Genomic DNA, 23,257 nt, shown 5'->3' with positions numbered 1-23,257 from the left:
GCGGTCACTTCCAGACCACAGAACCTACCGCCGCCCACTGACAATCGGGTCCGGAGGCCCGCGCTACCAGCTGGTCTTCCGGTACAGCTCCCACATCGTCATGATCGTCGACGGGTCCAGGGCGACCTCGCCACCCGAGATGTCCTCGCTCGCGGCCACGTACTGCTTGCCCTGCCACAGCGGCAGCAGCCGGGCGTCGTCGACGAGGATCTGCTGAGCTTCCTCGAACTGCTTCACCACGGCTCCGCGGTCGGTCTCGCGGCGCGACTCCGGAAGCAGGTTGTTGGTGATGTACGGGGCCGGATACGGCGTACCGAGCGCGTTGTCCTCGCCCACGAAGGGCGCGATGAAGTTCTCGGCGTCCGGGAAGTCGGGGAACCAGCCACGCCCGAACACCGGGTACTCGCCCTTGCGGTAACCCTCTTCGTAGGTCTTCCAGGGGCGGCTCTTGAGGGTGACCGTGAAGAGACCGGAGTCCTCCAGCTGGCTCTTGAGCTCCCGGAACTCGGGGGCGGTCTCGGAGCCGTAGCGGTCGGTCGTGTACCAGAAGGTGAGGGGGACGCGCTCGTTGATGTCCGCCTCCAGGAGGATCTGCCGGGCCTTGGACGAACTGGGGGCTCCGTAGTCGTCGAAGAAGCCCACGGTGTGGCCGGTCAGCCCCTTCGGGACCATGGAGTACAGCGGCTCGACGGTGTCCTTGTAGATCTTGTGCGCGATCACCGGCCGGTCGACGATCTGGGCGATCGCCTTACGGACGGCCGGTTTCGCGGCCCACGGGTCCTTCGGGTTGAACACCAGGTAGCTGATCTCGGTGCCCGCGCCTTCGATGAGCTGGATGCCCTCGTCGGGGTCCTGGCCCTGGAGCGAGACGATGTCCGAGGCGGCGAGACCACGGAAGGTGACGTCGATGTCCTTGTCCCGGAGGGCGTCGACCATCTGGGCCGAGTCCTGGAAGTAGCGGATGGTGACCGCGTTGTTCTTGCGGTCGGCGAAGCCCTTGTAGCGGTCGTTCCTGACGAGCTGGGCCTGCTTGCCCTCCTCGTAGGACCCCAGGCTGTAGGGCCCGGAGCCGGTGACCCGGCCGTCCTTGCGCAGGGCGTCGGCGGGGTAGTCGTCGGGGTCGACGATCGACATGGCGGGCGTGGCAAGGACGAACGGGAAGGTCGCGTCGGACTTGTTGAGGTGGAAGACGACCTCACGGTCGCTCAGCACCTGGACCCGCTCAAGGCTTCCCAGAAGTCCCGCGGGGCCGCCGGCGACAGCGATCTTCCTGATCCGGTCGATCGAGTACTTGACGGCCTGGGCGTCGAGTTTGTCCCCGTCGGAGAACGTCATGTCATCGCGCAAGCGGCAGCTGTACGTGCGGTTCACCGCGTCCGTGAACTTGCACTCGGCCGCGTCGGGGCCGGGCTCGACCGCGCCGTTGGGGTAGCTCAGCAGCGTCTGGTAAATGTTGCGGAACAGCTCCCAGGAGCCGTCCCAGGAAGCCGCCGGATCCAGCGTGCTCGGAGCACTGGTGGTGCCCACGACGATCGGTCCGTCGTCGTCGGAGGAGTCCGAGGAGAGGACACCGCATCCGGCGACCAGGGATATCGACGTGATCGTCGCCAGCTGCCGCAGGCATCGGTTCCGGTTCCGGTTGAACACGCGCTCGCTCCTCGATCTGCCGTACCAAGGGTCGGCAGACCATACCGCAGTGCCCCACCGGCGGAACCGCTTTCCCGGCAGGGCACTTGATCAGCGAGTATGTGACTACGTTGTCATTCTTCTGTGCACCCGAAATGCCTCGACGGGGGCACGATTTCTGTCAACTCGTCACTCGGCGCGGGCGCTCGCTCCGTCGGCGCGCGCCCGCACCGGCGCTCATGTCATCCCACCCCGGCGTTGAGGAAGATGCCGCCGTCGACCACCAGCGTCTGGCCGGTGATCCAGTCCGACTGCTGGGAGGTGAGGAACGCGGCGGCGCCGCCGATGTCCGAGGGGACACCGAGCCGGCCCAGCGGGTACGCCGCGGCCGCCTCCTCCTCGCGGCCCTCGTACAGGGCCTGCGCGAACTTGGTCTTGACGACGGCGGGCGCGATCGAGTTGACCCGCACCATGGGCGCGAACTCGTGCGCCAGTTGCAGGGTCAGGTTGACCATGGCGGCCTTGCTGATGCCGTACGCGCCGATGAACGGCGAGGCGGAGATACCGGCGAGGGAGGCGATGTTGACGATCGCGCCGCCGTTGTCCTTCTGCCAGGCGTGCCAGGTCCGCTGGGCGAAGCCGAGCGCCGAGACGACGTTGGTCTCGAAGACCTTGCGGGCCACGTTGAGGTCGAGGTCGGCGATGGGGCCGAACACCGGGTTCGTACCGGCGTTGTTGACCAGGTAGTCGACGCGGCCGAACGCTTCCATGGTGCGCTCGACGGCGACGGCCTGGTGGGCCTCGTCGTGGGCCTTGCCCGCGACGCCGATGACGCGGTCGGAACCGAGTGCCTCGACGGCCTCCTTGAGGGCGTCCTCGTTGCGGCCGGTGATGCAGACGCGGTCACCGCGGGCGATCAGGGCCTCGGCGACGCCGTAGCCGATGCCGCGGCTCGCGCCCGTGATGAGCGCGACCTTGCCCGAGAGCTCGGGGAGTGTGGTCATGTCCGTGTCCCCCGGCCTTAGTTGAGCGGTCCGCCGGCGACGTACAGCACCTGGCCGGAGACGAATCCGGCCGCCTCGCCCGTGAAGAAGGCGATCGCGTTGGCGATGTCGTCCGGGTTGCCGACGCGCTGTACGGGGATCTGGGTCGCGGCGGCGGCCTGGAAGTCCTCGAAGCCCATGCCGATGCGGGCGGCAGTCGCGGCGGTCATGTCAGTGACGATGAAGCCGGGTGCCACGGCGTTCGCGGTGACGCCGAACTTGCCGAGCTCGAAGGCGAGGGTCTTGGTGAAGCCCTGCAGACCGGCCTTGGCGGCGGAGTAGTTGACCTGGCCCCGGTTGCCGAGCGCGGAGGACGAGGACAGGTTGACGATCCGGCCGAACTTCGCGTCCACCATGTGCTTCTGAACGGCCTTCGACATCAGGAAGGCGCCCCGCAGGTGCACGTTCATGACCGTGTCCCAGTCGGACGTGCTCATCTTGAACAGCAGGTTGTCGCGGAGGACACCCGCGTTGTTCACCAGGATCGTCGGCGCACCGAGCTCCTCGGCGATCCGGGCGACGGCCGCCTCGACCTGGGCCTCGTCGGAGACGTCACAGCCGACCGCGATGGCCTTGCCACCGGCGGAGGTGATCTTCTCGACGGTGTCCTTGCACGCGGCCTCGTCGAGGTCGATCACCGCGACGGCGCGGCCCTCGGCGGCCAGTCGTACGGCGGTCGCGGCACCGATACCGCGCGCGGCACCGGTGACTACGGCGACGCGCTGCTCAGTGGTGGACATTGCTGGTTCTCCTCGCCCTTGAAAAGCCCTGCGGCTGAAAAGCCCTGCGGCCCTGAATTGCCCTGCGGCTCACACGGTACGCCCGTCCGGTGAGCGACCGCTTAGTACCTTCAGCAGACGTGACGCTAGAAGCCCTGGCACCCGGTGTCAACGGCACACCCCGCACGTGTGATCCATTACCTGACCAGCAGCTCGAGCAACCGCTCCGCCTCGGCCCGCGGATCCGCGGTGAGCCCCGTGTGCACGGGCCCCGGCTGGACGACCGTGGAGCGGGGCGCGATCAGCCAGCGAAAGCGCCGTCCGGCGTCGTCGTGCGCCGCCTGACCTGCCGCTTCCCCTCCGGCACAGACTCCCTCGACAGCACGCAGCGCGGCCCGTACGCCCGCCACGTCCGCCTCCGGATCCAGTGCCCGCAGCTTGGTCTCGTCCAGATGCGTTCGGGCGGCGACGAAGGACTTGGCGCGGCAGTACACCAGCACGCCCGCGTTGAAGCACTCGCCGCGTTCGACTCGCGGAACCACACGCAGCAGCGCGTACTCGAAGACGTCCCGCTCGCTCACTTGCTCCCCTTGATGCCCGCGGTGCTGTCGATGCCCTTGATGCGCTCATGGATCACGGCGGCGCGCGCGAGCAGCGGCTCCGCGTACGCCCGCCGCAGAGCGTCCGTCGTGTCGAAACCGGGCTCCCCGTCGAGCCACTCGTCCGGAATCCCGGAGGTCACCTCGGTGAGCAGCTCTTCCGTGACCAGCGGCGCCAGATCGGCGGCGGCGGAGACGATGTCCGGGCCGAAGGGTGCGAGCGCGTGGTCGGTGGCGTCGTACGGCTTGGCAGCGGAGGCCTGGGCCCCGGGCCAGTTGTGGTGCCAGATCATCGTGGCGCCGTGGTCGATGAGCCACAGGTCGCCGTGCCGCACCAGCATGTTGGGGTTGCGCCAGGAGCGGTCGACGTTGTTGACCAAGGCGTCGAACCAGACGATCCGCCCGGCCTCCTCGGGGCTCACACGGTGCGCCAGGGAGTCGAAGCCGATCGCCCGGGAGAGGAAGTCCATCCCGAGGTTCAGTCCGCCGCTCGACTTCAGCAGTCCCTGAACCTCCTGGTCCGGTTCGCCGAGCCCCAGGACCGGGTCGAGGCCGATCGTCACCAGGCCGGGCACGCGCAGGCCCAGCCTGCGGGCGAGTTCACCGCAGACGACCTCCGCGACGAGCGTCTTGCGCCCCTGCCCGGCGCCGGTGAACTTCATGACGTACGTACCGAGATCGTCGGCCTCGACGAGCCCCGGCAGCGAGCCGCCCTCACGCAGGGGCGTGATGTAGCGGGTCGCGATGACTTCCTTGAGCATCGCCCCAGGCTACTGGGATCTCGATCGCGTCAAGAAGCGCGCTCGCCCTGAACAGCACCCGTACCCGGGCCGTACTCCTGTACGGATCAACATTACGTACGGTGAAGGGAAAGTCAGCATGATCAGCGAATCGCTCCAGTCCGTATCGGCACCGTCCCGCCGCACAGTCGTGGCGGCGGTCGGCGCGGCAGGAATCGCCGTCGCGCTGACCGCCTGCGGGTCGGAGGACGATTCCTCCGGCTCCTCGGGCTCCTCGGACGTGCAGGACAACAGCAGTGCGGGCGCGGCCGGGGACGACACCGCCACGGCCGGCGGGGGCACCGTTCTCGCGAAGACCTCGGACATCCCCGAGGGCGGCGGCAAGGTCTTCGAGTCCGAGGGTGTGGTGGTGACCCAGCCTGCTGCGGGCACGTTCAAGGCCTTCTCGTCCAAGTGCACCCACCAGGGCTGTGCCGTGAAGGGCATCGCCAACAACGTCATCACCTGTCCGTGCCACAACAGCCAGTTCTCCGCCGAGGACGGCAGCGTGACGAAGGGCCCGGCGACGCAGCCACTGGCCGCCGCGAACATCACGGTGGACGGGGACTCGATCACGCTGGCGTGAACGGGACCGGGGTCAAGCCCGGGGAACGCGCCGCGGCCGCTTGAAGACGGCCAGCACATCGTCGGTCGACGTGATCACGGCGACCAGGGCCAGCGTGTTGCGGATCATCGCCGGGGTGTAGTCCGAGGGCACCCCGGCGATCGCGTCCGCGGGCACCACGGCCGTGTAGCCGCGGTTCACGGCGTCGAACACGGTGTTGGGGATGGCCACGTTGGCCGAGACACCGGTCACCAAGAGGGTGCGGCAGCCCAGATTGCGCAGCAGCGCGTCGACTTCGGTGCCCGTGATCGGCGACAGCCCGTGCAGACGCCGTACGACGAAGTCCTCTTCGGCGACCTCGATGGGCGGCACGATCCGCACCGCCGTGGTCCCCGTCAGCTGCTGGACCGGGAGCCGCTCGGCCGCGCGGAACAGCCTGGCGTTGCGATTGGCGCCCCGGCCGTCCGGGCGGCGCTCGGCGATCGCGTGGATGACCTGCACCCCGCTCTCGTGCGCGGCGGCGACCAGCCTCGCGACGTTCGCCAGCGCCCCCGACGACCGTGCCTCCTTGGCGAGTTCGGGCAGTGCGCTGTCCTGCCCCACGACTCCCTGCTGGCACTCGACGGTGAGTACTACCGTGGTGGCGGGGTCGAGGAGCTCACTGAGCTGTTCGTACGACGGCATGGCTGCCCCTTGTCGTCGAGGGTCGGGGCGGGCGAGCGTAGCGACCATTGCGTGGGGACGGAAGACGCCCCATGCTTTTCTGACGCAATGTCAGAGGATCTCTGTCGACGTAGGGGAAGAGGGACCGCATGGCTGTAACTCAGCGCAGGGGTCGGAAGATCATGATGACACCCGGCGAGCTGGACGAGTTCCTCACCACCCAGCGCACCTGCCGCGTCGCGACCGTGTCGAAGGACGGCGTTCCGCATGTGAGCGCCCTGTGGTTCGCCTGGGACGGCACCTCGCTGTGGCTGTACTCCGTGGTGCGCAGCAAGCGCTGGGCGGAGCTGCGCCGCGATCCGCGGATCGCGGTGGTGATCGACACCGGCGAGGAGTACGGGGAGCTGCGGGGCGTCGAGCTGTCCGGCACGGCGGATTTCGTGGGCGAGATCCCCCGCACCGGGGAGCTGCGTGCCGAACTCGACGTCCCGGAGACCTTGTTCGCACGCAAGAACTTCGGCCTCGAGGAGATGCCGCACGACGGCCGCCACGCATGGGCGCGGCTGACGCCGACGTCGATCGCCTCGTGGGACTTCCGGAAGCTGCCGCAGTAGTAGGACCCGTGCGCTCAGGAGACCGCTTTCCCGGCTCTGCGCAACGCCTCGACCGCCGCTCTGATGGAGGGGCGGCGGTCGGCGTCCGCCCGCCACACGACGTAGACATGTCGCCGCACCCGCTGCCGCAACGGCACCGTGACGACTCCCTCGGGCATCGGATGGCGCCCGAGCAGCGGCGCCACGCACACCCCGAGCCCCGCGGCGACCAGCCCCAGCTGCGTGTGCGTCTCCGCGGCGCGATGGGCGATGTGCGGCTCGACGCCCTTGGAACGCAGCGTGAACATCAGCCACTCGTGGCAGAACTCGCCCTCGCCCCAGGTGATCCACTCGTCGTCGGCGAACTCGCCGAGGTCCACCTCCGCACGGCCCGCGAGCCGGTGACCGACCGGCATCGCCACATCGGCCGGGTCGTCGAGGATCGCCGCCTTCACCAGGCCGTCGGGCAGCGGCATCGGCTTGTTGTACCAGTCGAGCACGACCGCCAGATCGAGATCGCCGCGCACCACCCCGGCGACCCCGGCCTCCGGCTCCAGCTCGCACGAACGCAGCCGCAGCCCGGGATGATCGGCACGGAGAGCGGCGAGCACGGTGGGAAAGAGCCCCCGCGCGGCCGTCGGGAACGCGGACAGCCGCAGCTCGCCCACCACTTGCCCCCGCTGCGCCTCCAGGTCGGACTGGGCCAGTTCGACCTGGGACAGGATCCGCGCAGCATGGTCGGCGAGCAACCGGCCGGCATCGGTGAGCCGCACCCCCCGCCCGTTCTTGGCGAGCAGCTGCTGCCCCACCTCGCGCTCCAGCTTGGACATCTGCTGGGAGACGGCCGACGTCGTGACGTGCAGTCCGTCGGCCGCACCGCTCACCGAACCGTGCCGGGCGAGGGCGTCGAGGGTGCGCAAGCGCTCCAGATTCAACATGTAAGCAATGCTACGAGATATCGGTCCATAAATCTCGCTTGTACTACGAGATCGTTCTGCCCCATCGTGGGGTCATGACCACCGCTGCCACTCCCCGTCCCGGCACCCTCACCCCGACCGACGCGGCCCCCCGCCGCCGAACCGCCCTGGACTGGCGGATCCGCTTCGGTGTCCTCTCCCTGATCTGGGGCTTCAGCTTCCTGCTCATCAAGGTCGGTACGCAGGGCTACGCGCCGTTCCAGGTCACGCTCGGCCGGCTGGTGTTCGGGACCGCGGTGCTCGCGGCCGCGATGGCGGTGAGGCGGGAGCGGCTGCCGCGCGGTGCGCGGACCTGGGCGCATCTCACGGTCGCGGCCTTCCTGCTCAACGCGCTGCCGTTCTCCCTCTTCGCCTACTCCGAGCTGACGATCCCCTCCACGCTCGCGGGCATCTGCAACGCGACCTCCCCGCTGTGGGGCATGGCCCTGTCCCTGGTCGCCCTCTCCGAGGACCGGCCGACCAGGCGCAGGGTCGCGGGCCTCGGCATCGGCTTCATAGGCGTCCTGACGGTCCTCGGCGCCTGGCAGGGCTTCCAGGGACTGGACACCACGGGCACGGTGATGGCCCTGACAGCCTCGCTGAGCTACCCGATCGGCTGGATCTACGTCCGCCGCACGCTGGCCGGCTCCGGCCACTCGCACCTGTCGATGACCGGCGCCCAGTTGCTGCTGGCCAGCGTCCAACTCGCCCTCATCACCCCGCTGTTCACCACACTGCCGGACCATTTCCCGCTCGTCCCGTTGCTCGCGATCGCCGCCCTGGGCACCCTCGGCACGGGCCTCGCCCTACTCATCCAGTACGGCCTGGTCGCCGAGGTCGGCCCGACGACGGCCCAGATGGTCACGTACTTCATCCCGGTCATCGCCACCGGCGCCGGTGTGGCGATCCTCGGCGAGTCGCTGGCCTGGTCGACACCGGTCGGCGCGGCGATCATCCTGGCGGGCGCGGCGCTCACCCAGGCCAAGGGGCGCCGATGACCCAGTGGCCATGTCTCAGTGGCCATGACTCAGCGGTGACGGCTCATACGTAGCGGCGTGCGGGTCCGGGGCCGACGGCGGAGGCGACCGCGTCCGCCAACGGCTCGATGTCGCCCGGCGTGAGGGGCGAGACGGTGATCCGCAGACCCGGCGACGCACTCATCCGGAAGCGCGCCCCGGGCGCGACGGCCCACCCGGCGTGCAGCAGCCGCGCGACCGCCCCGGTCTCGTCCGGGACGGGAATCCACACGTTCATTCCACTGCGCCCGTACGCGGTGACACCCCGCTCCCCGAGAGCGCCGATCAGCGCGTCGCGCCGCCGCTCGTACGAGGCCGCCACGGCCTGTGCGTCCACCGCGCCGCTGGTCCAGAGGTGGACGACCGCGCGTTGCAACAGGTGGCTGACCCAGCCGGGGCCCAGCCGCTGCCGCCCGTGGACGCGGTCGACGGTGACGGGGTCCCCCGTGAGGACGGCGAGCCGCAGGTCTGGCCCGTACGCCTTGGCTACGGAGCGGACCAGGACCCAGTGGCGGGTCGTACCGGCCAGCGGATGCAGCGGCAGGTCGACGATCCGGTGTCCGTGGTCGTCCTCGATGAGCAGAGTCGCCGGGTACTCCTCGAGCACGGAACGCAGTGCACGCGCGCGTGTGGCGCTCACGGCGGCGCCGGTCGGGTTCTGCGCACGGTCCGTGACGATCAGGGCCCGCGCACCGGCCTCCAGTGCGCGCCGTACGTCGTCGGGGACCGGGCCCTCGTCATCGACACCCACGGAGACGACGCGCAGCCCGAGCGCCGGCACGAGGTCGAGCAGACTGCCCCAGCCGGGATCCTCGACGGCGACCGCGTCCCCGGGCTTGAGGTGGGTCACCAGCACGCGTTCGATGGCGTCGAGCGACCCGGAGGTGACGACGACGGGCCCGTCGGGCACCCCGTCGGCGTCGAGTTCGGCACGCGCGAGCCGCGCCAACTCCGGTTCGACGGCGGCCTCCCCGTACATCACGGGTTCACGGTCCGACCGCTCAGCCGCCGCCGCGAACGCCTCGGCGAGGCCGGGCAGCAGTGCACGATCAGGGTTCCCGTCGGCCACGTCCCGTACGCCGTCCGGCACCTCGACCCGAATGTATTCGCGTCCCGTCGTGGCCGGCTTGGAGCGGATACGACTGCCCCGGCGGCCCGCGGTCTCGATCACCCCGCGCTCCCGCAGCGTGCGGTACGCGGCCGCGACGGTGTTGGGATTCACTCCGAGCTGTTCTGCCAACTCCCGCATGGGCGGCAGCAGTTGCCCCGGCTCCAGCTTGCCCGATCCCACCGCACCCTCGACGCTCGCGGCAATCTCAGCTGCGCGACGTCCTTCGATCCGATACTCTCCTAGCACAAAGCAGAGTATGCACTAATACAATGGAGAACGCAATGCCGGAGACGAGCACTCAGCCTGGGACGCCGCAACCCGCTGCCTACACCCCGACCGACCGCACCGTCCCCACCCGATCCGCGAAGCGCGCCGCGTACGACCACGAGTCGGTGCACTCGATACTCGACGAGGGCTACGTCTGCCACCTCGGCTTCATCCGCGACGGCGCCCCGGTCGTACTCCCCACCCTGTACGGACGCGTCGGCGAGCGCCTCTACGTGCACGGTTCGACCGGCTCGCGCCCCCTGCGGATGACCGGCCAGGCCGATCCCGGGCTGCCGGTCTGCCTGACCGTCACACACGTGGACGGCCTGGTGCTGGCCCGGTCCGCCTTCCACCACTCGATCAACTACCGCTCCGTGGTGGTGCACGGCATCGCCCACCAGGTGACGGACCCGGACGAGCGGCGGACGGCCCTTGACGCACTCGTCGACCACGTCGTCCCCGGGCGCTCGCAGGACTCGCGCCCCGCCAACGCCAAGGAGCTGGCGGCCACCGCCGTGATCAGCCTCGACCTCAACGAAGTCTCCGCGAAGGTCCGCACCGGCGGCCCGAACGACGAGCCCGAGGACCTCTCCCTGCCCTACTGGAGCGGAGTCCTCCCCCTGGCCAAGGGATATGGCGCCCCCATTCCCTCGACGGACCTCGCCGCCGACGTCGAGCTGCCGGACTATCTGGCATCGCGTTGACGCCGATCCTCTGAGGGAGCGGATCTCGGACGGGGCGCCTGGAGGATGGGGTGCGCGCTGGAGCAGCACGCCCCACTCCGCGCAATCCCGCGCGCACGTGTCCCGCACGCGCCCCCCAGCGCACGCGGGACACGGCCGTCCCGAACCGCCGCCCCGGGTCAGATCAGCACCTTTTCCCCCACCCCTCCTTCCAGCGTCCGCCGCTCGGCCGCCGCGCGCCGAGCCTCCGCCACCGCGAGCCCAGCGACCGACCCCAGCATCAAAGAGGTGCCCACGAGCGTCGCCGCGGTGAGCCGTTCGCCGAGCAGTGCGACGGCCAGTACGGCGGCGCTCACCGGCTCCAGGAGCATGACTACGGAGACGGTGGCGGACCGGACCACGGCGGCCCCGGCGAAGTACAGGCCGTATGCCAGGGCCGTGGGGACGGCGGCGATGTAGGCCAACAGGGCGAGGACGTGCGCCGGTTGGGCGGTGTGCGGGAGCAGACCTTCGACCAGGCCGAAGGGCAGCAGACAGGCGGTGGTCACCGCGAAGGCCCAGACGGTCGTATGGGAGGCGTCGGCCCCGCCGTCGCGACCCCACCAGCGCGTGAGCAGGGTCATCAGGGAATACCCGGCCGCGGACACGACCGCGAGCACCACGCCCCAGGGGCGCACTGTCGCACCTCCGCTGCCGAGCACCAGCACCGCGAGCCCGCCCAGCGCCCCGGCGACGGCGGCCAGCCCGCCACCGCCGAGCCGCTCACCCATGGTCAGCCGCGCGCCGAGCGCGATGAGCACGGGCCCGGCGCCCAGCGTGACGACGGTCGCCACGGCAAGGCCGGTCGCCTCGACGGCGGCGAAGTAGGCGGTCTGGAAGACGGCAAGTCCCAAGCCCGTGACGCCGATCCGCAGGACCTTTCGGTTGAGCGGCTCGCGCACGGCGGGCCTGACCCGGCGGCGCGGCAGGCGCACGGCGAGCAGCAGGACGAGTCCGCCCGCGCAGCGCCAGAAGGACAGGGCGATCGGCCCCATGTCACTGGCCCGGTAGACCAAGGACGCGGCCGCGCCCGCGGTGCCCCAGGCGGCACCGGCGACGATCAGATAGAGAAGGCCTCGCCCGATGGGCAGGCCGGAGACGGCATTCGACACGTGTTCTCTCCGCAGATGTGCAGAAGTTCAGGAAGGGACCACGTCGCGGCCGGTGCGCGGGGGCACCGGCGTACGGGAGGGTCCTCGGACTTCATCTGCGGGCAGCACCGTTCCGCCCGGCGGATCGGCCGGGCGTGGATTCCGGAGGCCCGCCTCAGGCGGCCGGAGGCGGAAGAACGAGTGCGTCCGAATGCATGATCAACACCCTAGACGGCGCTCCCTCGGGCCGACAACTCCCTTTCGGAGCCGTCTGGACCGTCCTGTCCCACGCCTCCGGCGACCGCTCCCTCCGAGGCCTTGGCCGGCGCCGACGACTGCGCGATGAACGCGCCGACGAGCACGACCGCGCCGCCGACGATCTGCGGCGCCGAGAGGTGCTCGCCGAGCAGCACCCAGGCGAGGACGGTCGCGATGACCGCTTCGAGGCAGGCCACGACGCCCGCGACCTGCGGCGAGAGCCTGCGCACGGAGAGCACCCCGGTGACGTAGGCGACGACGGTGGCGATCACCACGATCCAGCCGAGGAGCAGCGAGGCGGCGACGGCGGTCCCGTTCATGTCCGCGGTGCCCCCGAGCACGGACCAGTCCATGTTCCAGGGGCGGGCGACGACGGTCAGCACCAGGGCACCGACGAGCAGGCCGTACGCGATGACTCCGAGCGGGTCGGGCGCCTCGTCGCCCGCGTCGCTGCCCTGGTCGGACAGGACGAAGTAGCCGACCTGGCAGCAGGCGGCACCCAGCGCGAGCAGCAGCCCGACGACGTCGAAGCTCAGCCCCGACCACACCTCGACCACACAGGCGAGCCCGCCGACCGCGAGGACGACGCCGAGCGCCGCGGCACGCGTCACGGGCCTGCGCTGCACGAACCGCACCCAGCCGAGCACGAGCGCCGGCGCGAGGTACTCGACGAGCAGCGCGACCCCGACGGGGATCCGGGAGATGGCGGCGAAGTAGCAGGCCTGCACACCAGCCACGGCGAGCAGCCCGAACCCGGCGAGCAGCGCGGGGCGGCTTCGCACCAGGGCGCGGTGGCGTACGGCCAGCGGCAGCATGAGAAGCGCGGCGCCCGCGACCCGCAGCCACACCACGTGGAGCGGATCCAGACCCGCCTCGATCAACGGCTTGGCCGCGACACCCGATCCACCGAAAGCAACCGCCGACGCGAGCGCGAGGCCCAGGCCGACGCCCCTCCCCCGGTTCCCCTGACTGCCCTGAGACGTATGCACCGGCACATGATGACAGGCAACGACATGAGCGTCACCCCCGATGACACCTGTCTCAACGACTGGACGCCGACCCGAGGCGAGAGCAAGCTCCCGGGCCCCAGCGCGCTGCCGTCAACGCACGGGCCCGTCCGCCGGACTCAGCACCCGGAGTCGCCCCCACCCGCGTACTCGTCGAACCCGGCCTCGATCCGCGCCAGCAGCCCTCCGGCGTCGACACCCGCGCGCCCGAGCACCTCGACGGCCCGCGACTGGGGATCTGCGACGACCGCCGCGAGGAGATCAAGACCGCAGGCCCGCGGGTCATCCCGTAGAACAGCCCGCTCGCACGCGTCCTCCATGGCGCCGGCCGCCACCGGGGACCAGCCCGCCTCGGCCACCATCGGTACGGCACCGGAGTCCTCGACGGTGCTCTGCCAGCGCAGCCCGTAGCCGATGCTGCGCTGCACGAGGTAGCCGAGCAGCCGGGCGACCTGCGGCCCGCTGTCGAAGACCGCGCGCACGTCGGGGTCGGATTCCAGCAAGGAGTGCAGCAGATGGGCGGTGTCGATCTGCCGGTCCCCGTCCCTGAGTGCTCTCCTGCGCGCACCGGAGACCACCGAGGCCAGCTCGTCGCTGAGCCTGGCATCGAGTTCGGCGCGGTACGGGCCGCTCTCGGCGGCGGGCTGCTGGGGGATACGGGATTGCACAACCCCTACCTCATCAGTCCCTGCGAGCCGGGTCATCCTCGGCGGGCAGCATTTTCGCGTCCGACAGAAGGTGGGCATGGATGCGCTGGTTCTCCTCCTTACGGATGACATCGCGCCGTTTCATCCCAGGGGCGCGCGCCGCCTTGCTTCACGCCCGGCACGCAACCGCGGCGCCTCCGGCGCTCGTCCCTCAGGGACATGGAAAGCAGGTGCTGGCTGGTGGCCCTGCCTGCGGTCGACGGCAGGCAGTACGTGTACCGGGTGTACGCCCCCGAGGACGCGCTGCTCGCCGACCTGTTCTGGGAGGCGTGGCACTGCCACGACGAAGGACCGTTCCCGCGCGCGTGGGACCTGTTCGACGCGGCGGTGATACAGCGGCTGGGCTGATCCCTCGCGCTGCACGGCCCTCGCACTGCGCGGCCCCCGCAACTGCGGCCCCTGCCCTGCCCGGCGGCCTCTTGAGCCGTTTCCGCCGTCTCCGCCGCCTCCTCCACAATTCCTGACGGTTCATCAGTATTGAATGTTGACGGACCTGAGGCTACGTTCCGCGACACCGTAGCTGCGCCGGGCGCAGCGCCCGACACAAAGGGGTGGCCGCATGGCCGAAGTCAGCGCGGAAGCACGCATCGAGGCGCCTGCCGAGAAGGTCTGGGCGCAGCTCACGGACTTCTCCTCGTACGGCGAGTGGAACTCGACCCACACCAGCTTCCCGAAAGGCGGCCCCGCCTCACTCGAGGTCGGCGCCACCTTCGAGGAGAACATGAAGCTCATGGGCTTCCCCGCCGAGGTCAACTGGACCATCGACGAACTGGAACCCGCCCGCACCCTGGCCATCCACGGCAAGGGCCCGATGGCGGTGAACGTCAGCACGCGCTACACCCTGACCCCCGACGGCGACGCCACGACGGTGCGGATCGACGGGGAGTTCACCGGTGCGGCCGTCTCCCTGATGGCGGGCAAGCTCAAGGACTCGGCGACGGCCGCTCTCGACGAGTCGCTGCGCAAGCTCGCCGGGCTGGTGGCCTGAACGCACCACTGCCGCACACGGAGAAGCGCCCCGCGGATAATGCTTCCGCGGGGCGCCTTCAGGTACGACAGCTCGCTGCTGTCGGCCCTCATCAGTCCTCGTCAGCGAGGATCAGGTACAGCTTCTTACGGGTTTCGTTGATGACCGCCAGCGCCTTGTCGCGCTGGTCCTTGCTGCCGGTCTTCCAGACCTGGCCGAAAGCCTCCATGAGGCCGAAGCCGGCCTGCCGGATCTCGTGCAGCGTCTCCCAGTCGACCCCGCGCCCGGCCTCTTCCCAAGGCGCGTCGGGACCCTCGTCGGCCGCGGTGCGGCCGGCCTCGGTCAGCGAGAACAGCTTCTTGCCGCCCTCGGCCGCGCTGGTGATCAGGCCTTCGTCCTCCAGCAGCTGAAGGGTCGGGTACACCGAACCCGGGCTGGGCTTCCATGCCCCGCCGCTGCGCTCGGCGATCTCCTGGATCATCTCGTAACCATGCATGGGCCGGTCCTTGAGCAGAGCCAGGATCGACGCGCGCACGTCACCGCGCCGCGCCCTCCCCCTCGGTCCGCCCCGACCGCCACGTCCACCCCAGGGGCCAGGGCCGAAGCCCGGTCCACCGAAGCCGGGGCCACCGGGACCACCCGGTCCGAAGGGCCCGAAGGCCCCGCGCCGCCCCTCGAAGCCGCCCCGACCTCGATGGCCGGACCCGCCTTGTCCCTGTCCACGCTCGTATCCGAATTCCTGTCCATGGGAACGCATCGCAATCACTCCATTCCATCGTTGATCGGTCGCGATGCGTCAACGATATATCGGTAAGACTCGTTTGGCAACCCTCCGCCGACTGACGTCGAGTGCGCTCGCGCTCGGCGTCTCCTGCGGGCTCAGGACCATGGGGAATTCGCATGGCGCCGGGGACCATGGCGCCGCACCGGCCGCCTCGGCTCGGGCCGCCTTCGGGTCAGGCGGTCGGCCGAGTCCGTCTCCTGCCCGCGGCCGGCAGGCCCAGCGCGAGCCGCGTGACGCGCGGCCAGTCGGCCCCCGGCCTGCTCGGTGGGGTACCCGGGCGGTCGCGCGGCACGCGGATCCGCAAGGCCCCGGGAGCGATCCGGCAGACCACCGGTGCGGGGAGCAGAACGTGTTCCCCGTCGATGCCGGCCGGGACGGTGTCCGTGTCCGCTTCTACGACGGCCTCCTGCGCAGTGAGCCGCAGGAGGCTCGCGGAACGGCTGCCGCGCACCATCCCCGCCGCCTGCGCCGTGTTGTCGACCCGCACGCACAGCACCCCGAGCAGCCCGGAGTCCAGCCGCTCCCTGCGCCCCGGACGGCTCGAGTCGACGGCCCGCAGGTAGGGGTTGTTGCTGACGAGCAGCGCCTGCAGTCCGTCGGCGCGGACATCGCCGGCCCGCAGCCGCAGCCTCGGCGCGTCCGGGTCGGTGAGGAGTCCGGGCAGTGTCCGCAGGATCGTATGCGCTTTCCCTTCGCGGTAGGCGGGCTCGCCGACAACGGACGCGTACGTTCCGAAGGAGGCGTTGTTGACGAACACCCGGTCGGCGGCGAACCCGAGGTCGACGCGGAGTTCGACTCCGCTCGCGAGGGCGTCCAGGGCCGCGGCCGGATCGTCGCGATCGAGGCCGAGGTCGAGGGCGAAGTGGTTGCGGGTGCCCGCGGGAATCACCAGGAAGGGCAGGTCGTGCCGCGCCGCCACCTCGGCCACCAGAGCCTGGGTGCCGTCTCCGCCCGCCACCGCCAGCAGGTCGGCCCCCTCGGCCACTGCCTGCCGGGCCAGCTCGGCCGGGCCCTGACCGCCGGGACCGAGCAGGACGACGCGGGCACCCGCTGCCCGCGCCTTGTCGACCAGATCGAAACGCCCCACCTTGCCGCCACCGGAGCGCGGATTCATCAGAATCCAGGGGTGGCGCGGCGCCTCGGCGGGCTCGCGCTCACGTACGGAGGGGAGGTGCCCCGGTGCGCTGGCGACCCGGGCCGCCGCCGTGGCCAGGATGCAGAGGGCCAGGGCAAGAAGGGTCGGCACCAGCATGCCGGACGCCGCGTACAACGCCAGGACCGCGACCGGCGCGCTCACACACAGGCCCACTCCGGCCAGCCGCACCACGCCGGTGTGGGCCAGGGTCCACCAGACTCCGACAGCGGTGAGAGCCAGTCCGGCGATGCCGACCAGCGCCCAGAGGACGCTTCGCAGACCGGCGGCCACGAGGGGAACCAGCACGCTCGCCACCAGGGCGAGCAGTGCCAGACGCGCCCATCCGGCACGGCCCTCGACCACGGCCGATGCGGAGCGGCCCCCCGGCCGCTCCGCATCGGTGCTGTGTCGTTCCACGTCGCGCCTTCCCCGCGGCTCCTGCTACCGCGGTTTCCGCCTCCGGTGCACGGCCCGTTCCGGGTCTCTCCTCCAGATCTCGTTCACGTGCCGGGGCTCTCTGTCAGGTCTCTGTTCACACGTTGCGCGGCGCGCCCTCGGACGAGTCGGCCGACTCGTCCGACCGGACCACGCACAGCGCCCAGATGATGAACCCGGAGAAGGCGATCATCACGATCGACCAGACAGGGGAGTACGGCAGGGAGAGGAAGTTGGCGATGATGATCAGTCCGGCGATGGCCACTCCGGCGACGCGCGCCCACAATGACGACTGGAAGAGTCCGAAACTGACGATCACGGCGAGGGCGCCCAGAACCAGGTGGATCCAGCCCCAGCTGGTGAGGTCGAACTCGAAGACGTAGTTGCGTGTCGCGACGAAGACGTCGTCCTCTGCGATCGCCATGACGCCCCGCAGGATGTCCAGTACGCCTGCGATCATGAGCATGACGGCTGCGAAAACCGTCAGGCCTTCGGCCCATGGGCGCCCGGTCGTCTGGACATGCGCGCTGTGTGTCGCGGTCATGGTGCTACCTCGTTTCAGTGTCGTGCGGTGCCCTCAGTGACCGGAGGCGGAGGAGGCGCCGGCACCCGCGCGTTGCGCCGGGCCGTGGTCGCTGAGGACCAGTTCCTTCGCCCTGCGGAACTCCTCGTCCGTGATGTCGCCGCGGGCGCGGATCTCGGACAGCTTGGCGAGTTCGTCGGCACTGCTGGGCCGGCCGTCGCCGCCCTTGGCGGTCTCGCGGACGTAGCTGTCGAAGGCCTCCTGCTGCGCGCGGGCCTGCGCCACCTCCCTGCGGCCCATGTTCTTGCCGCGGGCGATCACGTAGATGAGGATGCCCACGAAGGGCAGGACGATGACGAACACCAGCCAGCCGGCCTTGGCCCAGCCGCTCATGGCGTCGTCCCGGAAGATGTCGACGACGATCCGGAAGAGCAGAACGAACCACATGATCCACAGGAAGAACCACAGCATGGACCAGAAGACGCTCAGCAGCGGATAGTCGTACGCGAGGTACATCTGCCCACTCATGTCATTCCTCCGTCCCGGGCGTTCGCCCGGCAGCCGTTTTTGCCGTCTTCAGCGTGACCACAGCGAGGTCCGGGCGCCTCACCCGGGGCGGGTGAGCGGACGAGCCGTGGACCGTCCCCGGTCGGCCGTCCGGAGGACGGCGCCGACCAGGAACAAAGGGGGACGTGGCGTCCAGGGGTCCCGACGGACCGCCACGGCGTCCGGCGCGGGGCATCAGACCGTCTCGTCGGATCCGTGCGGTTCCGCGACACCGGACCTGCGGAGTGCCGCTCGCCATGCGAAGGCGAGGGCCACCTCGACCAGGCCGAGCAGAACGAGCCAGAGGCCGAGCAGCCTGGTCAGGGCCCGGGCCGACTCGGTCGGCAGGGCCAGCACCACGATGCCCGCCAGGATGGCGATCACCGCGCCGCCGATGACGAAGCCGCGGTGAGGCAGGTCCTTGGCGGCGATGGCCGTGAAAAGGGTGAGGATGCCGGACACCAACCAGACGATCCCGACGATCAGCGAGAGCGCGGCGATGGTCTGCAGCGGGTTCCTCAGGCACAGCACCCCGGCCAGCACGAACAGCACCGCGAGGAGCAGACCGGGCAGCCGTTCCCCGCTCTCGTCCCTGGCGAAGGCCGCCACGAACCGGAAAGCCCCGGTCACGAGCAGGTACAGGCCGATGAGGACCGCCAGAACGTGCAGGGTCTCGTCCGGCCAGACCAGGACAAGGATGCCCGGCACGAGCGTGGCGATCGCGGAACCCAGGATCCACTGCCAGGAGCGCCCGAGTCCGGCAAGCACGTCCGCAGGGTCGGCGGCCGGTGCGGGGGCCGCCCCGCCGGGCATGTGTTCCGGTCCGGTACTGGGCGCCGGACCACGCGACACGGTCATGGCTCCTCCTCACGTGATCGGGCGAGTCGTTCCCGGACCGCCGACGGGGCGGTGTACGGGGATCTCACCGGGCCAGCGTCTCTCCCACCGTCGGCCGCCGGGTCACCCTCGGCGGGTGATCCGTGCGCTCGCACCCTCACGCCGACCACGTTCACCACCGCCGGGTACGGCGACGTCGCCCTACTAGTGCTCCCGGCGCCAGGACTGCCGGCGAGTCGCCGCCGGAGTGGCACGGCTGCACGATGGAAGAGAGAGGTCCAGGAGGTTCGAGCCATGACCATTCCGAGCGCATTCACAGCTTCCCTGTCCCCGGCCGAGAGAACGGCGTACGGCAGGAGCGCACGCAAACGGGCCTCGCGTTCGTGCCACGGCTGGTTCGAGGCAGACGAGAAAAGGCCCGACCCGGTCGAGGTGATAGGGAGTCAGTCCGACTCGCGGGTGCCGGAGTTGGTGCCGATCCGCTACGGCCGCATGCTGGAGGCCCCGTTCCGCTTCTACCGTGGTGCGGCCTCGATCATGGCCATGGACCTCGGTCCCACCCCGAACACGGGCCTGACTGTGCAGCTGTGCGGAGACGCTCACCTGCTCAACTTCCGGCTGCTGGCCTCGCCCGAGCGTCATCTGGTCTTCGACATCAACGACTTCGACGAGACCCTGGCCGGGCCGTTCGAATGGGACGTCAAACGGCTGGCGGCCAGCTTCGCGATCGCGGGCAGGGCCAACGGGTTCTCGGTCAAGGAGCAGAACGACGTCGTGCGGACATGCGTAGGGACCTACCGGGAGCGGATACGGGAGTTCGCCGGCATGCGCACCCTGGACATCTGGTACGCACAGGACGACGCCGACCGTCTGCGGGCACTGATGGCCTCGTCGATGGACAAGGAGTCCAGGCACCGCACGGCCGAGGCGACGTCGCGAGCCCGTACACGCACGCACCTCCAGGCCTTCGCGAAGCTCACCCGGGTCACGTCCGAGGGTCGGCGCATCGCACCGGACCCACCGCTGATCACTCCGCTCCGGGACCTGCTCACGGACTCCTCCGAGGACGCGGAGGAGAAGGAGCTCAAGACCATTGTGGCCGGGTACGCGCGGACCCTGTCGTCGGAGCGCCGGCATCTGCTGCGCCACTACCGCCTGGTCGACATGGCCCGGAAGGTGGTGGGCGTCGGCAGTGTCGGCACCCGCTGCTGGGTCCTGCTCCTGCTCGGCAGGGACGACGGCGACCCCCTGCTGCTGCAGGCCAAGGAGGCAGAGGAGTCGGTCCTCGCCGCCCACACGGGCGGCGAACCGTACGACAACCAGGGCCGGCGCGTGGTGGCGGGACAGCGGCTGATCCAGACGACCAGCGACATCTTCCTGGGCTGGACCCATGTCATCGGCCTCGACGGACGCGGTCGGGACTTCTACGTCCGACAGCTGCGGGACTGGAAGGGCATCGCGCGGCCGGACACCATGGACCCCGGCCTGCTGAGCCTGTTCGCGCAAGTGTGCGGAGCCTGTCTCGCGCGGGCACACGCCCGCTCCGGCGACCCCGTCGCCATCGGCGCCTACCTGGGCGGGAGCGACCGCTTCGACCGCGCGCTCATCGAATTCGCCCAGGCCTACGCCGATCAGAACGAGCGGGACTTCGAGGCGTTGGGCGCCGCCGCCCGCTCCGGCAGGATCCACGCGGAGAGCCTCTGAGACCCCCGCACCCCGCAGCATGCCGAACGGAGCGTGCGAGCTACTCCGGCAGCTGACGCATCTCCAGGACCCGTAGCCCCAGCGACTGGCAGCGGGCAAGCAGCCCGTACAGGTGTGCCTCGTCGATGACGTGCCCGAACAGGATGGTCTGACCCGACATGACCACGTGGTCCAGTTCGGGAAAGACTTTGGTCAACGTCTCTGACATGTGTCCGTCGACACGGATCTCGTAGCGCATGAGCTGCTCTCCCCCGGGAGGCCTGGGACAGGCGGGCTGCGCCCTTCCATCTGATCCTCCGCCGCCGAGGCGCCGCCCGGCCTCACCCCGTACAGGTGATAGACCGCCCGGCACGCGCTCCACCTGCGTCGACGCATCCGGAAGATCAGCACTTCCGGAAAGTCAGCACTTCCGGAGGATCAGTGCTTCAGGAGGATCAGTGCTTCAGGAAGATCTTGAACGAGATGATCAGCAGACCCAGCAGCAGATTCACCGAAGCGGTGACGGCCACCAGGTGCCACGAGGCACCGGCACGCCGCGCCGCGGCTCCCGACCAGCCCACCTGACCCGCCACGGCGACGGAGAGCGCGAGCCAGAGGGCGCCCTGAATGTCGAGGCCCAGGACGGGGCTGATGGCCACGGCCAGGGCGGGCGGGACTGCCGCGTTGACGATCGGCCACTCGTCCCGGCACACCTCGAACACGATCCGGCGATCCAGGCTGTGCTCCGCCAGGCGCGCCCCGAACAGCTGGGCGTGCACATGCGCGACCCAGAACACCACGCCGGTGAGCAACAACAGCAGCACCAGCTCCAGGCGCGGGAACGAGCCCAGGGTGCCGACGCCGACCACCACCGAGGCGGCGAGCATGGATCCGTAGACGCCACCGGTGTAGTCCGCACGGGCCCGGCGCTCCTCGACGCGGCGCGCTCGGTCCGTGACGTGCTCCGCCTTGGCCATCGCGACCTCCCTCGAAGTCAGCCGGCCGAGCCGGTCGCATCGGCCGGTGAGCCGGTGTCGGATCGCTTCGGACCCTCGGCCCGCCGGTTCGGCAGATGCGGCGTGACCAGGAAACTGAGGAGGGTGATTCCCCCGGTGGCGAGGATCGCCGCCTTCAGCCCGTCGAGCTGCGCCGAAGCGTACGAGTCCGCGAGGGCGTCGACCTCGGGCGGCGGCAGCCCGGCCCGTTCGGCCCCCGAGCGCACCTGCTCGGTCGGCACGAAAGTGATCCCTGCTTCGAGGGCGACCCCGGTCTGCTGACGGGTTTCCTCCGACAGCGACGGGTGGTCCTCCACCTGCGCGGTGAAGGCGTGGGCGAGCGCACCGATGAGTATCGAACCGATGAGCGCGGTGCCCAGTGCGGAGCCCAGGTTCTGGGCCGTGAACTGCAGCCCGCCGGCCTCGCTCCGTTCCTCCTCACCGACACTGGACTGGACGACGTTGCCCAGCTGCGAGGCGAGCAGGCCCATGCCCACACCGAGCAGCGCCATGGCGCCGGCGAACTGAGCGTCGTCGATCACCGGGTCGATCGTGGCGAGCAGCCACACAATGGCGGCCGCCAGGGTCACCAGAGCCAGTCGGACCACCCGGCGCGGTCCGGCCACGCGCCCGAGGCGGGCGGCGCACATGGAGGCCGCGAGCATCGTCACGGACACCGGGAGCAGGCGCAGACCGGTCTGGAAGGCGTCGAACCCCTGAACCACCTGCAAGTACAGCGGGATGGTGAAGAACAGCCCCAGCAGGATGAGGTTCTGGCTGAGCAGTGACATCAGGCCGGAGCGCAGCGCGGGCTTGCGCAGCAGGGGCAGATGCACCAGGGGCTCGGCGCCGCGGGCGTCCCGCCGCTTCTCCCAGTGCACGAAGACGGCCAGCACGGCCACCCCGGCGCCGACGACGAACAGCGTCGGCGCGAAGCCCAGAACGGTGAAGGGCGGGTTGCGGGGCTGCACCCACCCCCAGGTGCTGCTCTGCAACACGCCGAGCACCCCCAGCGCCAGTCCGGCCGCCGAGAGCGCGGCGCCGACTCCGTCGAGCCGGGGGTGCGGACCGGTCCGGGGTGCTTCCGTGATCACCCGGTGGAAGCACAGGACGGCGATGACGACCAGGACCTCACCGGCGAACACCAGCCGCCAGGTGAGGTACGTCGTCACCCAGCCGCCAAGGAGCGGGCCGACCGCGATCCCGGCCCCGGCCAGTCCGCCGATGACGCCGTAGGCGACGGCCCGGTCCCGCCCTCGGTAGGACTCGGCCACGAGGGCCGCCATGGCCGGCAGCACCATCGCGGCACCGAGTCCTTCGATGACCGACCAGCCCAGCGTGAGGACCCACAGAGTGGGAGCCACGGCGGTCAGGGCCGACCCGATGCCGTAGACCATGAGGCCTACGAGGAAGAGGCGGCGGCGTCCGAAGATGTCCCCGAATCTGCCGCCGATGATCATGAATGCCGCCATGACCAGCGCGTACAGCGTGATGACCGCCTGGATCGCGGTGACCTCGGTGTCGAAGTCCTCGACCAACTGGCTGATCGACACGTTCATGACGGACGTGTCGAGAACCATCAGGAACTGGGCGGTACCCAGGACGATCAGCGCCCGCCAGTGCGTCACGG

Annotated in this window: 26 protein-coding genes; 7 read left to right on the top strand and 19 right to left on the bottom strand. The window is 70.2% G+C overall.

Annotated elements, in window-relative coordinates:
• Positions 1-63: 63 nt before the first annotated feature.
• From OG246_RS25430 to OG246_RS25410, 5 genes are all read right to left on the bottom strand, one after another.
• Entirely contained in the window at positions 64-1,647 is a 1,584-nt protein-coding gene (locus OG246_RS25430) for an ABC transporter substrate-binding protein (protein ID WP_266468079.1), read from the bottom strand.
• Between the two features lie 221 nt (positions 1,648-1,868).
• The gene (locus OG246_RS25425; RefSeq protein ID WP_266468076.1) at positions 1,869-2,630 is read right to left on the bottom strand and encodes an SDR family oxidoreductase; all 762 of its coding nucleotides are present in this window, start codon (positions 2,628-2,630) and stop codon (positions 1,869-1,871) included.
• Between the two features lie 17 nt (positions 2,631-2,647).
• The gene (gene fabG, locus OG246_RS25420) at positions 2,648-3,409 is read right to left on the bottom strand and encodes a 3-oxoacyl-ACP reductase FabG (protein WP_266468074.1); all 762 of its coding nucleotides are present in this window, start codon (positions 3,407-3,409) and stop codon (positions 2,648-2,650) included.
• Between the two features lie 176 nt (positions 3,410-3,585).
• A complete protein-coding gene (locus OG246_RS25415) occupies positions 3,586-3,969 on the bottom strand; it encodes a DUF3037 domain-containing protein (RefSeq protein WP_266468071.1) in 384 nt (127 codons plus the stop codon).
• Positions 3,966-4,748, bottom strand: a complete 783-nt coding sequence (locus OG246_RS25410) for a HipA family kinase (RefSeq protein WP_266468069.1) — start codon at positions 4,746-4,748, stop codon at positions 3,966-3,968. The genes OG246_RS25415 and OG246_RS25410 overlap by 4 nt, the downstream gene beginning before the upstream one ends.
• A 118-nt stretch (positions 4,749-4,866) precedes the next feature.
• Here OG246_RS25410 and OG246_RS25405 point away from each other — a divergent pair, with 118 nt between their 5' ends.
• On the top strand, positions 4,867-5,352 hold the full coding sequence (locus OG246_RS25405; RefSeq protein WP_266468067.1) for a Rieske (2Fe-2S) protein: 486 nt from the start codon (positions 4,867-4,869) through the stop codon (positions 5,350-5,352).
• Between the two features lie 12 nt (positions 5,353-5,364).
• Here OG246_RS25405 and OG246_RS25400 read toward each other — a convergent pair whose 3' ends face one another.
• Positions 5,365-6,015 carry a cysteine hydrolase gene (locus tag OG246_RS25400; protein ID WP_266468064.1) on the bottom strand — a complete coding sequence of 217 codons (651 nt, stop codon included), beginning with the start codon at positions 6,013-6,015 and terminating at the stop codon, positions 5,365-5,367.
• 128 nt (positions 6,016-6,143) lie between these two features.
• Between OG246_RS25400 and OG246_RS25395 the strand changes: the two genes are divergently transcribed.
• Positions 6,144-6,608 (top strand): pyridoxamine 5'-phosphate oxidase family protein, encoded by a 465-nt coding sequence (locus OG246_RS25395; RefSeq protein ID WP_266468061.1) that lies wholly within the window; start codon positions 6,144-6,146, stop codon positions 6,606-6,608.
• Between the two features lie 14 nt (positions 6,609-6,622).
• On the opposite strand, the gene OG246_RS25390 is transcribed toward OG246_RS25395, so the two are convergent.
• The gene (locus OG246_RS25390; protein ID WP_266468058.1) at positions 6,623-7,525 is read right to left on the bottom strand and encodes a LysR family transcriptional regulator; all 903 of its coding nucleotides are present in this window, start codon (positions 7,523-7,525) and stop codon (positions 6,623-6,625) included.
• A gap of 74 nt (positions 7,526-7,599) precedes the next feature.
• Here OG246_RS25390 and OG246_RS25385 point away from each other — a divergent pair, with 74 nt between their 5' ends.
• On the top strand, positions 7,600-8,541 hold the full coding sequence (locus OG246_RS25385) for a DMT family transporter (RefSeq protein ID WP_266468055.1): 942 nt from the start codon (positions 7,600-7,602) through the stop codon (positions 8,539-8,541).
• Positions 8,542-8,584: 43 nt separating this feature from the next.
• Here OG246_RS25385 and OG246_RS25380 read toward each other — a convergent pair whose 3' ends face one another.
• On the bottom strand, positions 8,585-9,916 hold the full coding sequence (locus OG246_RS25380; RefSeq protein ID WP_266468052.1) for an aminotransferase class I/II-fold pyridoxal phosphate-dependent enzyme: 1,332 nt from the start codon (positions 9,914-9,916) through the stop codon (positions 8,585-8,587).
• Positions 9,917-9,951: 35 nt separating this feature from the next.
• Between OG246_RS25380 and OG246_RS25375 the strand changes: the two genes are divergently transcribed.
• A complete protein-coding gene (locus OG246_RS25375) occupies positions 9,952-10,641 on the top strand; it encodes a pyridoxamine 5'-phosphate oxidase family protein (RefSeq protein WP_266468049.1) in 690 nt (229 codons plus the stop codon).
• A gap of 158 nt (positions 10,642-10,799) precedes the next feature.
• On the opposite strand, the gene OG246_RS25370 is transcribed toward OG246_RS25375, so the two are convergent.
• The 3 genes from OG246_RS25370 to OG246_RS25360 all read right to left on the bottom strand — a co-directional run bounded on the left by OG246_RS25370 (position 10,800) and on the right by OG246_RS25360 (position 13,683).
• A complete protein-coding gene (locus tag OG246_RS25370) occupies positions 10,800-11,771 on the bottom strand; it encodes a DMT family transporter (protein WP_266468046.1) in 972 nt (323 codons plus the stop codon).
• A gap of 206 nt (positions 11,772-11,977) precedes the next feature.
• A complete protein-coding gene (locus tag OG246_RS25365) occupies positions 11,978-13,003 on the bottom strand; it encodes a DMT family transporter (protein ID WP_266468043.1) in 1,026 nt (341 codons plus the stop codon).
• A gap of 131 nt (positions 13,004-13,134) precedes the next feature.
• A complete protein-coding gene (locus OG246_RS25360; RefSeq protein WP_266468041.1) occupies positions 13,135-13,683 on the bottom strand; it encodes a Clp protease N-terminal domain-containing protein in 549 nt (182 codons plus the stop codon).
• Between the two features lie 198 nt (positions 13,684-13,881).
• Here OG246_RS25360 and OG246_RS25355 point away from each other — a divergent pair, with 198 nt between their 5' ends.
• Positions 13,882-14,070, top strand: coding sequence for a hypothetical protein (locus OG246_RS25355; RefSeq protein WP_266468038.1), 189 nt, complete (start codon positions 13,882-13,884; stop codon positions 14,068-14,070).
• Positions 14,071-14,281: 211 nt separating this feature from the next.
• Positions 14,282-14,710 (top strand): SRPBCC family protein, encoded by a 429-nt coding sequence (locus OG246_RS25350; protein ID WP_266468035.1) that lies wholly within the window; start codon positions 14,282-14,284, stop codon positions 14,708-14,710.
• Positions 14,711-14,801: 91 nt separating this feature from the next.
• On the opposite strand, the gene OG246_RS25345 is transcribed toward OG246_RS25350, so the two are convergent.
• The 5 genes from OG246_RS25345 to OG246_RS25325 form a co-directional block, all read right to left on the bottom strand.
• Positions 14,802-15,446: a PadR family transcriptional regulator gene (locus tag OG246_RS25345; RefSeq protein WP_266468033.1), complete on the bottom strand. Its 645-nt coding sequence runs from the start codon at positions 15,444-15,446 to the stop codon at positions 14,802-14,804.
• A 199-nt stretch (positions 15,447-15,645) separates the two neighbouring features.
• Positions 15,646-16,971 (bottom strand): diacylglycerol kinase family protein, encoded by a 1,326-nt coding sequence (locus OG246_RS25340; RefSeq protein WP_266470901.1) that lies wholly within the window; start codon positions 16,969-16,971, stop codon positions 15,646-15,648.
• A gap of 169 nt (positions 16,972-17,140) precedes the next feature.
• Positions 17,141-17,587 (bottom strand): hypothetical protein, encoded by a 447-nt coding sequence (locus tag OG246_RS25335; protein ID WP_266468030.1) that lies wholly within the window; start codon positions 17,585-17,587, stop codon positions 17,141-17,143.
• Positions 17,588-17,620: 33 nt separating this feature from the next.
• Positions 17,621-18,094 carry an SHOCT domain-containing protein gene (locus OG246_RS25330; protein ID WP_266468027.1) on the bottom strand — a complete coding sequence of 158 codons (474 nt, stop codon included), beginning with the start codon at positions 18,092-18,094 and terminating at the stop codon, positions 17,621-17,623.
• A 213-nt stretch (positions 18,095-18,307) separates the two neighbouring features.
• Positions 18,308-18,970, bottom strand: coding sequence for an HdeD family acid-resistance protein (locus tag OG246_RS25325; RefSeq protein WP_266468025.1), 663 nt, complete (start codon positions 18,968-18,970; stop codon positions 18,308-18,310).
• 273 nt (positions 18,971-19,243) lie between these two features.
• Between OG246_RS25325 and OG246_RS25320 the strand changes: the two genes are divergently transcribed.
• Positions 19,244-20,653, top strand: a complete 1,410-nt coding sequence (locus OG246_RS25320) for a DUF2252 domain-containing protein (protein ID WP_266468022.1) — start codon at positions 19,244-19,246, stop codon at positions 20,651-20,653.
• A gap of 40 nt (positions 20,654-20,693) precedes the next feature.
• On the opposite strand, the gene OG246_RS25315 is transcribed toward OG246_RS25320, so the two are convergent.
• The 3 genes from OG246_RS25315 to OG246_RS25305 form a co-directional block, all read right to left on the bottom strand.
• Positions 20,694-20,891 (bottom strand): hypothetical protein, encoded by a 198-nt coding sequence (locus OG246_RS25315; protein WP_266468019.1) that lies wholly within the window; start codon positions 20,889-20,891, stop codon positions 20,694-20,696.
• A 196-nt stretch (positions 20,892-21,087) separates the two neighbouring features.
• Positions 21,088-21,609 carry a hypothetical protein gene (locus tag OG246_RS25310; protein WP_266468016.1) on the bottom strand — a complete coding sequence of 174 codons (522 nt, stop codon included), beginning with the start codon at positions 21,607-21,609 and terminating at the stop codon, positions 21,088-21,090.
• A 17-nt stretch (positions 21,610-21,626) separates the two neighbouring features.
• A complete protein-coding gene (locus OG246_RS25305; protein ID WP_266468013.1) occupies positions 21,627-23,255 on the bottom strand; it encodes an MFS transporter in 1,629 nt (542 codons plus the stop codon).
• Positions 23,256-23,257: the final 2 nt, after the last annotated feature.

Source organism: Streptomyces sp. NBC_00620 (assembly GCF_026341825.1).
Classification (GTDB): domain Bacteria; phylum Actinomycetota; class Actinomycetes; order Streptomycetales; family Streptomycetaceae; genus Streptomyces.
This window is presented reverse-complemented; position numbering and strand designations above follow the sequence as displayed.